Consider the following 11,312-nt stretch of genomic DNA (forward strand, 5'->3'; position numbering starts at 1 on the left):
ATGGGCGATGATCTGCGGCGGGAAGCGATGGCGCTTGTAGCTCACGGGTGATTGTTTCATGGCGGGAAGATCGCCCGTGTCGGCTTACCCGCGCGTTAATGTGACAACGCCACCGGTCCCTATTTCCATGACGGGTCCGTGTCTGATCTGACGCGCGCAGTGCAGGTGATGGGCAAGGCGCAGCTCGGCGTCGAACTCTCCGACGAAGACGCGGCGGCGATCACGGCGTTTCTCGGCGCTCTGACGCAGCGTGTACCGGCCAACTACTCGGCGCCGACGCCTTTCCCCGACACGCCGAGAGAATGACGGCTCGGGCGCGACTTACGGAACGAGAGGATTCGGCATCTACCGCCCGATAGAACTGCTCACATCGATCGCAGCCAAAACGGAGGCTCTATGAAAGCGCGTTCACTCATTCTATTCCTTGCAACTGCGATGGCTGGACCTGCGTTGGCCGGCCAATTGCCCGATACAGAGATGATGAGTCTTTCCGGCGAAGCCGTGCGCTTCCCCGCGGCGTTTCGAGGCGATCCGACATTGGTGATATTGGCCTTCGGACACGATCAGCGCGAAGAAGCAGGCCGCGTGATGGTCCTATTGGAAAAAGCGCAGGAGGCAAATAGCGCTTTGAGCTGGTACGAATTGCCGATCGTCGAAGCACCATCGTTTTCGCACTTCTTCATCAGGAACGCCATGCGCCTTGGAACGAGTGAGCCGCTACATGCTCATATCGTCCCGCAGTTTGTGATCCAGGACGAATGGCGCAAATCCAGCGCCGTCACGGCAAGAGAGCCACTACTCGCCAAAGTCGACGAACGGGGGAGAATTCTGAAGAGCCTCCCTTTGAGTGCAATAAGGAACCTTTCGGATGTCACGCGCTTTTGATTTTCGAGAGATGGCCACTCACGTAATGCGGCCGAGAGCCCGGCGTCCCATTTGCGCCGACGCAATGGACCCGTTTGAACGCTATGCGCGGATTTGCTGCATCATGCTCGGCCTTCCATAAGCTGTCGTGATGTCGGAACCATTGAGACATGCATAGCGGCGCCCACATCGCCTGGACGCTCTGTCTGAGCTTTCTCACAGAAGCCTATCACCATGTGAAGCACATATTTCCGCTGCTCGCTCTCGCGGCGTCTCGGATGACGACCGCTATCGCGCGGCGCTAACATCGCCTCGCGATAGCCTGACGGAGCCCGCGGCCGAGATATCGATCAGAAACACACTTCCCTTTGAAAATCGCTAGAAAGTGAAAGCGCGCAGCGAGTTCGGGATCATCCATCCATCGAACAACCGGACTATGAGGCGACAGATAGTCAACGCGATGCGGCAGCATGCTCTCAGAACCCCCGATCGCGATCGGCGGTAATCGAGAAACGCCGACGTGATGCCAATTACTCGCGACAAAGTACGGATTGGCCACGAGAACGAGAGTAGTGTGAGCCCGTAGCGAAAGAGAATGCATTCGACCTCGTCATGACGCCGCTCGAGAACCAACGGAATGTTTGCGATGAAACAAAAAGTCATGGCAGTCCTCGCCGTCTCCCTCTCGCTGGTTCTGGGAGTGGCTCTCGCCGAAGTGGTTTTTCGTCTGGCGCTTCCGCCCGTCCCTGGCGACGATGACGGCTCGAACCTGGAATATTTGAAGGCAGTTCAACGTAGTCCCGGTGCACCGCGCCTTTTTCCGCCGGATTACTTGGTCGTGTTCGACATTCGTGGACTGTATGAGGGCGCGGAGACGGTCGCGTTTCATGTGGGTCCCCATCGGTTCATCGCGCCCGAGCCGGCGCGCAAGGCGCGCTATCAGGTTTTGTTTCTCGGCGGCAGTGTGACGGAGGGCATGTTTCTTCCCGACGCTGCGCGGTGGCCGGGAAGGCTCGGCGACGGCGATGAGATCGCCACGTACAACGCCGGCATGTCCGAGGCCGGGATGCTGAGCCAATACATCACCGCCAAGTATTTAGCCGAACGAGGCGACCGATTCGACCTTGTTGTGCTGGCGACGAACCACAACGATTCCGCATGGTCCCGCCGTTTCGCCGACGTCAATTCCCGCTACAGATTCGACAAATTTTCGAGCGGTCTCGCGACCATATACGAGAAAGATTATTTGACCGAGCACAAATCTCGTCGCTTTTCGTTCCGAACGCTTGCATGGGCGAAATATCTGCTGCGCGTCGCGCGCATGACGGCCGCCGCTTCTGCAAAGGCGCCCGCCGGCGCCGCGAAAAACAACAGCGTTCCCGAGCCGCCTTCCATGGCCGTAGCCGGTTTGTTGAAGATACAGGGCGGACAGCAGAATTTGCCGAAGGTCGAGCTCGACGCCTGCAATGGCGCCGACTCGCCGCGCAAATTGACAGACCTCGCCTTCGAGGATTGGAAGGCGAATTTGTCGGAATTTCGGAGTGAGATGAAGCGTCTGCTCGGCGCGGAGCTGCTCGTGGTGAGCGAGCCGTCGACTTATGGGGCGCCGTCGTCCAGCTTCCATTTCGCCGATATGCGCGTGCCTTTGACCTGTGCGACGAGCGATGGGCTGCGCGCCGTCGAAGCTAGGGACGCCGTCGAATACATGAAGGGACGCGGGCGCGCCTATCTCGAGGCGGCGCGTCTCGCCGGCGCGATGACTTTCGATCTCGCCGACGTCATGGCGTCCGTGGCCGATGGGCCGCAGGGCGGCGCCTATTTCTTCGACAGCATTCATCCGACACCGAAAGGCGCGGAGAAATTCGCGGACTATCTCCGTCCGGCGCTCAAGGAAGCGCTCGCGTCAATCGAGAAGAAATGATGAGGGGCGTGCTCCTCGGGGGATGCCCTTCTCGGGTTCGAAGAGGTTCTCTGGGCTTGCGGGGGATGAGTGTCGGATCCTGCTTTCTTTGTGCAGGGGGCCCCCGTCAGTGCGCATAAATTCCGATTTGACACGGCGGAGCGGCACGTCGGCTAAGCCCATGATGAACAGGTCATCCGACGTGCGCGGCCGGCGGCGACCTTGCCGAAGGCGAGCGACAGACGGATCGCGCGCATCCACATCGCCTCGTCGCTCATGAGCCACCAATCAGAGAAGATCGCTCGATGACAGGACATGAATCGCTGAAAGCCAATCGTAGATTGGTCGTGTCTTCCGATCGCAGCTTCGGACTGGCGTTCGCGGCCATTTTTCTCGCCGTCGCCTTTTGGCCGGCGCTTCGTCATGGGGAATCGATCCGGTGGTGGTCCGTCGCGACAGGCCTGCTCTTCGGCAGTCTCGCATTTTTCAAATCCGACGCTCTAGCGCCTTTGAACCGCCTGTGGTTCAAGCTGGGACTGGCGCTACACGCCGTGATGAGCCCGTTTATCTTGGGGCTTCTATTCTTTGGCGCGGTGTGGCCCGTCGCGCTCGTTTTGAAGGCCCTCGGAAGCGACATTCTCCGGCTGCGACCGTCGTCACGGTCGACCTATTGGATCAGCCGCGACCCGCCGGGTCCCGCGCTAGACTCTATGAAGCAACAGTTCTGAAGGGGATATAATGGCCTTCTTGAAAGAGTTCGTAGCCTATCTGCGCACGCGCAAGAAACTCTGGATGATTCCGCTCCTCGTCCTGTTCATGCTGTTCGGCGCGGTTTTCGTGTTGAGTCAGGGGTCGGTCGTCGCGCCCTTCATCTACACGCTGTTCTAAGGCCAAAGCATGCTGATCCTGGGCGTCTCGGCTTTCTATCACGATAGCGCGGCAGCGCTCATTCACGACGGCGAGATCGTCTCGGCGGCGCAGGAAGAGCGCTTCACTCGCATCAAGCATGACGCCGCTTTTCCGGCGAATGCGATACGCTTTTGCCTGGAACAGGCGGGCGCGACCGGTGCCGAGATCGACCATGTCGTCTATTACGAGAAGCCCTTTATAAAGTTCGAACGGCTTCTCGAGACCTATCTCGCTTTCGCGCCGCGCGGCTTCGCATCTTTCCGTAAGGCGATGCCGCTCTGGATCGGCGAGAAGATTTTTCAGCGCGACATTCTGACAAAAGAGCTCGAATCCATCGACCGAGGCCTGGCCGCGAGTGACAAGCTGCTCTTCTCCGAGCACCATTTCTCTCATGCGGCTTCGGCTTTCTATCCATCCGGATTCGAGCGTGCGGTCGTGCTCACGATGGATGGCGTCGGCGAATGGACGACAACATCCGTCGCGCTCGGCAACGGAGCGGATTTGTCGATTCTCAAGGAAATCCATTTTCCGCATTCGCTCGGCCTTCTCTTTTCGGCGCTGACCTATTACACGGGCTTCAAAGTCAACTCCGGGGAATATAAGCTGATGGGCCTCGCGCCTTATGGCGAGCCTCGATACGCGAAGCTGATGTTCGACGAATTGATCGATGTCAAAGCGGACGGCTCGTTTCGACTCGATCTCGATTACTTCGGCTACTGCACGGGTTTCACCATGACGAACGAAAAGTTCGATCGTCTCTTCGGTGGGCCGCCGCGACTCCCCGAACAACCGCTGGACCAGCGCCACATGGATCTCGCCGCGTCAGTGCAGGCGGTGACGGAGGAGGTCGTGCTGCGCATGACGCGGTGGCTGGCGTCTGAAACAGGGGAAAAGAATCTTTGTCTCGCTGGCGGCGTCGCGCTCAACTGCGTCGCCAATGGCAAGGTGCTTCGCGACGGCCGATTCGAATCGATCTTCATCCAGCCGGCGGCGGGCGACGCCGGCGGCGCGCTGGGGGCTGCGCTCGGAGCCTATCATCATCAAAAGAGGCAGCCCCGGCGCATTTCTCCTGGCGAGGATGCGATGAAAGGATCCTTTTTAGGGCCGCGATACGAACAGACCGACATAGAGCGCCGACTCGCCGCGATGGGAGCGAACTTCGTCGTCGTCGACCACGACGCGTTGATCGAGGAGACCGTGCAGGCGCTCGTCGCCGGCAAGGCCGTCGGCTGGCATCAGGGGCGGATGGAATTCGGGCCGCGCGCGCTCGGCGGACGCTCGATCCTCGGCGATCCGCGTTCGCCGACCATGCAGAAGGCGCTCAATCTCAAGGTCAAGTTTCGCGAGAGTTTTCGGCCCTTCGCGCCCTCGGTGCTACGCGAGCGCGTCGCCGAGTGGTTCGAGATCGATTGCGATACGCCTTACATGCTGCTCGTCGCGAAGGTGACGCCGGACCATCGCCACGCCATGACCGACGCCGAGCAGGCGCTCTTCGGCATTGAAAAGCTCAATGTGCCCCGTTCGGATATTCCGGCCGTCACTCATGTCGACTATTCGGCCCGCATCCAAACCGTTCATGTCGAAACTAATCCACGATTTCATCGGCTCTTGACGCGTTTCGAGACGCTCACCGGTTGCCCGGTCCTGATCAATACGAGTTTCAATGTGCGCGGCGAGCCGATTGTCTCGACTCCGGAAGACGCCTTTCGCTGCTTCATGGGCTCCGACATCGAATTCCTGGCCGTCGGCAATTGTGTGCTGCACAAGAGCGAACAGAATCCCGAGCTGGCGCTCGACTACAGGAATGCATTCGAACTCGATTGACGCGAAGGATGTGGCGCAAAGTTCCCTGAACGGCCATGAATTTGGGCTCTGACGCAATTTTGGTGTCGTTTTTCGTCAATCAGCTCCTATCCTCGAGGAGGACGAGTTTAGCCGCGAGGCGATGTCACGTAATCTCGATACAGGCGCGTTGACGCCACGCAGGCTGATCTCGAGCGGTTGTCGTCGCGGACTTCCATTCTGCCATCGCCCTGAGGCAATGGCGGAACGCCTGGAAGGCCTGGATGGAAAGAAGAGATTGCGGACTGCCGAGAAGACGTCGACGAAATGTTGTAGCCCGCGCCATGATCGAAACCCCTGCATCACTCGCTCGCGCTTTCGTAATGGGACATGGGAGATTTCTGCGCGATTGTTCAAACCCTTGTGCGATCGATGCTCGACGCGCGGCATGATCTTCCAGCGGGCCACGGCATAGGAGCCAAGCTTGTCGGTGACTATGCGACGTGGGCGACAGCCCTGCTTGTGAAGAAGGCGTTTCAGCAATCGCTGAGCAGCTTTGGCGTTACGCGTGAGCGAAATCTATACCGCGTTGCGTCGCGGGCTCGCGACGTCTCTTTCGCCTTTCGTTTCCTTCGCCGAGGTCGTGAAGGAATATGCGGCCTATGACGGCTCGCCGGCGTAAACCGCCGATCGGCGATTTTGGGCGGAACATGCGCACGATTTGCCGCAGGCTGTCACTCTGTCGTCGCGGCGCGCCCCGGCGGACGGAAAATTCACGCTCCCTTTGCGCGAGCGGATCGTGCTCGACGCGCAAACGACCGCGCTTCTGTCCGCACATGCGACGGCCAGGCGCGTTTCCGTCGGCGTGATGGCGATGGCTGCGATCGCCGTCTATCTGCGCCGCATGACCCGCGCGGCGCGTCTCTCGGTGGGCGCGCATTTCATGCGGCGCATGGGCTCGGTCGCATTGCAAACGACCGAGCGGGTGTGAATATCCTGCTGCTGCAGATCGCGATCGACGCGAATATGTGCGTCTTTTTCCGGGTAGATTAGACATATTCTCAAGCACCTATGCTCATGCCGCTGATGCTGCGCGCAAGTTGTCGGGCCAGCTCGATTCTGGGCGACGACGCCGCGCGTCCGCCACGATGATCTGGGATTGGCTAGATGCGCGGCGGCTCGATGTTGTCGCTGCGTCAGGAGGCCGGAGCGCGTCGCCTGACGCACCGGCAGGCGCGACGCTCTTGCCGGAACTCCATCCGAACGACGGTCGCCCGACAATTCGGATGGAGGATGGCGCCGACTCGGCGTTTCGCGCCGAGTCGGAATTGCGTTTCGATCAACCGAGGAACTTCGCCCGATTGTCGGCGGCGTAGACAGCGAGGCTGCGGGCGGGCTTGCCTGTCAGCTCTTGCACGTCGTCGGTGACGGCGGAGGTCCATCCTTTCCGCGCCATGGCGAACAGCTCGGCGAGATGCGCAGCGTAATCCTCCGGCATGCCGGCGCCGGTGAGAATCGCGATGAACTGCGTGTCCGAGACCGGATCATATTCGACCGGCCTGCCGATCGCCTTCGCCAGAATTGCCGCAGCCTCGGCGTAGCCGAGCGCCTCGGGGCCGGTGAGCGTGAATCCCCGCCCGTCGAATCTCGAGGAGGTCAACGCCGCAAAAGCGCTGTCGGCGATATCGCGCGTGTCGACGAAGGACGATTTGCTGTCCCCCGGGGGCACGGCGATGATTCCATGACGAATGGCCGGGAGCCAGAACGTGTGGAAATTATCCGAGAACCAATTGGGGCGGAGGATGGTGAAAGGCGCGCCCGCTCTTTCGAGCACGAGCTCGGCGCGACGATAGGGGCTGGTCGGATCGTTTTCGACGCCATAAGCGGTTTGAAACACGATCTTCACTTGCCGATCCGCGGCGAAGCGGATGAACGGCTCGAGGAACTCGACATTATTCAGCCGCCCGGCCGGAATAATCAGAAAGGCGCGATCGACGTCTTCGAAAGCGGCCGGATAGGTCGAGGATTCGGTCAGATCGAAACGAGCGACTTCCGCGCCGGCTACGGGTCTTCCCGAGCGCGAGGCGGCCTTCACGGCATGGCCGCTGGCGAGGAGCTTCTCGACGAGATAGGCGCCGGTGTTGCCGGTCGCGCCGGTGACGAGGATTTTCTTGGACATTTGCATCATTCCATGAGTTTACGATGCGCAGCGACACGTGCGGAGCCATGCCGAAAGTCTCACGACTCTCGCGCTGCTGCGGGATCATGTCGGAGGGAAGCGGGTTACGCCTGTCGATGCGCCGACGAATGCGGCGAGACGGAGCGATCGCGCTCATGGTCGCGTTGCGCGGACTCAGCAGCCGAGAGTCCGGGACTGGATCGATGGAATTTCAAGAGTTTCATGCGGACACACCTTTCCTGTCGTTTGGAAAGGGATGTGTCGGAAGGGGCTCGATGACGAGCGCACCTAATTACGAGCGTGTAAGCGCCACCCGGACTACCAACCGGGCCGTGACTTTCACACATCCACGCTCAAAGCGTCTCACAGAAGCGTCTCTGCGTCAACTTTTCGCAATTTGTCTTCACGTCGGGCTCCTCTTCATCGCTATCGGACGGCGCCGAAGATAGAGGAAGAAGGCCACGGCTACGCCGACCATCTGCAGGACATAGACCGGCAGCAAGCGCATGAAGGTCATGCCGACCGAGAAGGGAAACCGTGAAACCCAGTGCTCGCCGTGGTCGCCCGTGACGGTGACGATGCCGACGAAATAGCCGGCGTCTGAAAAAACATGCTCGAAATTGATGGTCCCGGTCGGATAGACCCGAGGCGGCTTGTAAGCGACGGTGACGGCGTCGATGTTTTCCTTCTCTTCGCGGCCGGTGTCCTTGACGATACGAATCTCGATCGCCATGTCGCGCAATTCATCCTGTTCTGCGTCCAGCGCGATGATCGCGTGGCCTGTCGACGGAATATCGAGGCAGTACTCCGAGCGCGAGGCGTCCGGCGAGTAGCTGGCGAGATTCATGACGTCGGGACCGACAAAAATCTGGCATCGGCTTTCCCATTTCGCGCCATGGGCGGACGCCGGAGCGATAAAGGCTGGCGATGTCAGGAGCAAAATGGCTGCGCCGGACAGGGCTCGAACGAGCGACTGAGAGGAACGCGTCCGCGTCGACAGCCGGGAACGGACACGGGCGCCTTTGGAGGTCAGAATTCGTCCGAGAGGCATGTCGTCGATCGTTCCTCTTCTCTTTCTGATGGGGAGGCCTGCGATTGAGTGGGTCCCGCATTCTGCAGCAAATTGTGATCCGGTTGCAACCTACAGCCGCGCTAGAGTCGATGGCAGGGCCTCACCTGCCGCGCGACGCGACAGGCGACCGCCTGATCCAGCCCCACAGCACGAACAGCGATAGGCCGAGGAGAGGAAGATTCATCGACAACGCGTTCGTCTCGCCGCGCATGATATGGAAGCCGATCGCCAAGACTTGGATGATGGAAAATCCCGCCGCAGCGAGCGGCGTGAGGCCCGGCTTGACGCCGATCAATGCGGGCAGGACGATTCCGACCGCGCCCGCCAGCTCGGAATAGCCGATGAAGCGCAGCAGCCAGAACGGAATGTCGGTTGCATAGGCGACGCCCATCGTCGCCAACGCCTCGGGCGTTGCGATGCTCTTCATCGCGCCTGCGGCCCCATACAGAAGCGAGAGCAGAATCTGCGCGATCCAGAGAGTCGCTCGCCAGCCCAGAGAGGGGCGAACGGCGCGAGTCGCGGTTCCAGCTTCAGTCATGAGATTTCTCCTTTGCTTTGTGAGGGATTTGCGCCGGACGAACCGCGTGCGTTCACGCTCGTTCGATGGACGCTTCGTTCGAGGGCGCTCGAATCTTCGCCATGGGCGTCAATCGGCCCATCTCGCCGGCTCGATAGCGCGCGAAGGCGGCGTCGATCTGCGATTGCTCGTTCATGATGAACGGCCCTTGCTCGACGACCTGCTCGCGGATTTCTGCGCCCGAGAGGATCAGCAGACGGGCGGGACGCAGCGCCTCGAGAGCCGCCGTCGTGTCGTCGCCGCGCAGAGTGACGGCCTGCTCTTCAGCGAGTCGTCGTTCGTCGCCTTCGACGCGCGCGAGGATTTCGCCGTGAAGAACATAGACGAGCGCATTGTCGCCGGCCGCGACGTCGAATGAGAATCCTCGATGCAGCTCGACGTCCAGCAGGCGGAAAGGCTCGACTGGAACGAGCGGTGACGAGAGTCCTTCGAAGGATCCGACGATCACGCGTACATGGTCGCCTTCGGCGTTACGCCATCCTGGCGCTCCATCTCTTTCGAGATGGAGGACATGTGGCGCCGTCAGCTTGCGGCTCGAGCTTGCGTTCACAAAAATCGGCACGCCATGAAGCTCACGACCCGCTTCGGACGGCGCCTCCTCATGGATCAGGCCGCTCCCCGCCTGCGTCCAGACGATTCCACCCGGGCCGATCACGAGATCGTCGCCGAGCGAGGTGCGGCTGCGCACACCTCCATCCGAATCCGGGAGCACATAGGTGACGGCGGCAAAGCCGGCGTGCGGATGCGGCGGAAACGGCGACGCTCTCACGCGAAAGTGGTCCAGCAACATGACGGGAGAGGCCGCGACGCCAAGCGCGCCGCAATCGACGCTGCTGACGGAAAGGCCGAGGCCGAGGGTCCGTGTCGTCGCGGGGACGACGCGAGAAACGCGAGTAGACATAGCAGGTTCCTTTGCCATTCTCGGGCGGCGGAGCGAAAAGCGCTTCCGCGTTCAGCCGACCTCCGCCCCGACAAGTCGGAGCGCGCGCTCGGGGCACGCCACGACGCACAGGCCGCAGGCCCGGCAGGCGTCGGCCTTGGGGGTGAAGACCGTTTTTCGCCCATGCGCCCAAGACTTCATCCGCGCGAGCAGCGGCATAGCGTCGAAGGTTTCATCGGGCAGACGGCCGAGCTCGAACACGCCATATGGACAGATCTCGATGCAGTCGCCCTTGCCTTCGCAGCGGCGCGGGTCGACCTCGGGGCGATAGGCGCCGGGTTCCGCCTTGCATGCCTCGCCTGGCCGATCGGGGTGGGCGGCGGCCCGTCTCACTTTCTTAGGATTGGTGCTCACCGGGCTTTCTCCTGAGGATCGACGGCGCGCTCCCAACGATGTGTCGAGGCGGTGGGTTTCATCGCCGCCGGCCTCCGCAGCGCGGGGGCGTCGACGCGCCGACGCCCTCAGAGATATGCGTTTGCCTTTCATCGATATAGCCTATATATTTCGATACAATCCATCTAGTACTCGGATACATGCTCGACGGCGTCTCTCTAGATCAGCTTCGCACTTTCATCGCCGCGGCCGATGAGGGCAGCTTCTCGGCGGCAGGGCGGAGGCTCGGCCGCGCGCAGTCGGTGGTCAGCCAGACGCTCGCCAATCTCGAAGGCCAGCTCGGCGTGCGGCTGTTCGAGCGCAAAGGCCGCTACCCGCAGCTGACCGCCGAGGGAAAGGCGTTGTTGTCGGAAGCCCGCTCCGTCGCCGCGAGCATGGATTTGTTCAAAGCCCGAGCGCGAGGGTTCGCTGGCGGGCTCGAGCCCGAGCTGAGCGTCATCGTCAATGTGCTGTTCCCGACCGAAACGCTGACCCGCGCCGTTGTGGACTTCCAAGCCGAGTTTCCCGACACGCCATTGCGGATCGCCGTGGAGGGATTGGGGGCCGTCATCGATTCCGTTCTCGGTCGCCATTGCTCCTTCGGCAGGCGTTGTCACATTAACGCGCGGGTAAGCCGACACGGGCGATCTTCCCGCCATGAAACAATCACCCGTGAGCTACAAGCGCCATCGCTTCCCGCCGCAGATCATCGCCCAT

Annotated in this window: 14 protein-coding genes and 1 pseudogene; 8 read left to right on the forward strand and 7 right to left on the reverse strand. The window is 61.1% G+C overall.

Annotation, left to right across the window (positions count from 1 at the left end; genetic code table 11):
* Positions 1–138 precede the first annotated feature (138 nt).
* The 4 genes from FMZ75_RS20130 to FMZ75_RS20145 all read left to right on the forward strand — a co-directional run bounded on the left by FMZ75_RS20130 (position 139) and on the right by FMZ75_RS20145 (position 2,785).
* The gene (locus tag FMZ75_RS20130) at positions 139–306 is read left to right on the forward strand and encodes a hypothetical protein (RefSeq protein ID WP_370464765.1); all 168 of its coding nucleotides are present in this window, start codon (positions 139–141) and stop codon (positions 304–306) included.
* A gap of 90 nt (positions 307–396) precedes the next feature.
* The gene (locus tag FMZ75_RS20135) at positions 397–885 is read left to right on the forward strand and encodes a hypothetical protein (RefSeq protein WP_166145820.1); all 489 of its coding nucleotides are present in this window, start codon (positions 397–399) and stop codon (positions 883–885) included.
* A gap of 149 nt (positions 886–1,034) precedes the next feature.
* Entirely contained in the window at positions 1,035–1,169 is a 135-nt protein-coding gene (locus tag FMZ75_RS22020; protein ID WP_255461853.1) for a hypothetical protein, read from the forward strand.
* A 341-nt stretch (positions 1,170–1,510) separates the two neighbouring features.
* The gene (locus FMZ75_RS20145; protein WP_166145823.1) at positions 1,511–2,785 is read left to right on the forward strand and encodes an SGNH/GDSL hydrolase family protein; all 1,275 of its coding nucleotides are present in this window, start codon (positions 1,511–1,513) and stop codon (positions 2,783–2,785) included.
* A gap of 152 nt (positions 2,786–2,937) precedes the next feature.
* Here FMZ75_RS20145 and FMZ75_RS20150 read toward each other — a convergent pair whose 3' ends face one another.
* A complete protein-coding gene (locus FMZ75_RS20150; protein WP_166145826.1) occupies positions 2,938–3,189 on the reverse strand; it encodes a hypothetical protein in 252 nt (83 codons plus the stop codon).
* A 313-nt stretch (positions 3,190–3,502) separates the two neighbouring features.
* On the opposite strand from FMZ75_RS20150, the gene FMZ75_RS20155 reads away from it, so the two are divergent.
* Both FMZ75_RS20155 and FMZ75_RS20160 read left to right on the forward strand, forming a co-directional pair.
* A complete protein-coding gene (locus tag FMZ75_RS20155) occupies positions 3,503–3,652 on the forward strand; it encodes a DUF5989 family protein (RefSeq protein ID WP_166145829.1) in 150 nt (49 codons plus the stop codon).
* Between the two features lie 9 nt (positions 3,653–3,661).
* Positions 3,662–5,497, forward strand: a complete 1,836-nt coding sequence (locus tag FMZ75_RS20160) for a carbamoyltransferase (RefSeq protein ID WP_166145832.1) — start codon at positions 3,662–3,664, stop codon at positions 5,495–5,497.
* Positions 5,498–5,621: 124 nt separating this feature from the next.
* Here FMZ75_RS20160 and FMZ75_RS20165 read toward each other — a convergent pair.
* A pseudogene (locus FMZ75_RS20165) lies at positions 5,622–6,034 on the reverse strand (DDE-type integrase/transposase/recombinase); the annotation flags it as partial.
* A 142-nt stretch (positions 6,035–6,176) separates the two neighbouring features.
* On the opposite strand from FMZ75_RS20165, the gene FMZ75_RS20170 reads away from it, so the two are divergent.
* Complete coding sequence (locus FMZ75_RS20170) at positions 6,177–6,446, forward strand: hypothetical protein (protein ID WP_166145835.1); 270 nt, start codon at positions 6,177–6,179, stop codon at positions 6,444–6,446.
* Between the two features lie 348 nt (positions 6,447–6,794).
* Here the strand turns inward: FMZ75_RS20170 and FMZ75_RS20175 are convergent, their stop codons facing one another.
* The 5 genes from FMZ75_RS20175 to FMZ75_RS20195 form a co-directional block, all read right to left on the reverse strand.
* Positions 6,795–7,634, reverse strand: coding sequence for an SDR family oxidoreductase (locus tag FMZ75_RS20175; RefSeq protein WP_166145838.1), 840 nt, complete (start codon positions 7,632–7,634; stop codon positions 6,795–6,797).
* A 403-nt stretch (positions 7,635–8,037) separates the two neighbouring features.
* On the reverse strand, positions 8,038–8,481 hold the full coding sequence (locus FMZ75_RS20180) for a hypothetical protein (RefSeq protein WP_246659751.1): 444 nt from the start codon (positions 8,479–8,481) through the stop codon (positions 8,038–8,040).
* Positions 8,482–8,806: 325 nt separating this feature from the next.
* Positions 8,807–9,244 carry a DoxX family protein gene (locus tag FMZ75_RS20185; RefSeq protein ID WP_142862058.1) on the reverse strand — a complete coding sequence of 146 codons (438 nt, stop codon included), beginning with the start codon at positions 9,242–9,244 and terminating at the stop codon, positions 8,807–8,809.
* Positions 9,245–9,296: 52 nt separating this feature from the next.
* Complete coding sequence (locus tag FMZ75_RS20190) at positions 9,297–10,184, reverse strand: pirin family protein (protein ID WP_166145841.1); 888 nt, start codon at positions 10,182–10,184, stop codon at positions 9,297–9,299.
* A 51-nt stretch (positions 10,185–10,235) separates the two neighbouring features.
* Complete coding sequence (locus tag FMZ75_RS20195; RefSeq protein WP_370464766.1) at positions 10,236–10,577, reverse strand: 4Fe-4S binding protein; 342 nt, start codon at positions 10,575–10,577, stop codon at positions 10,236–10,238.
* Positions 10,578–10,756: 179 nt separating this feature from the next.
* Here FMZ75_RS20195 and FMZ75_RS20200 point away from each other — a divergent pair.
* A partial coding sequence (locus tag FMZ75_RS20200; RefSeq protein WP_246729146.1) for a LysR family transcriptional regulator occupies positions 10,757–11,312 on the forward strand: 556 nt, incomplete at its 3' end.

The organism is Methylosinus sp. RM1 (genome assembly GCF_011378635.1).
Taxonomy (GTDB): Bacteria; Pseudomonadota; Alphaproteobacteria; order Rhizobiales; family Beijerinckiaceae; genus Methylosinus; species Methylosinus sporium.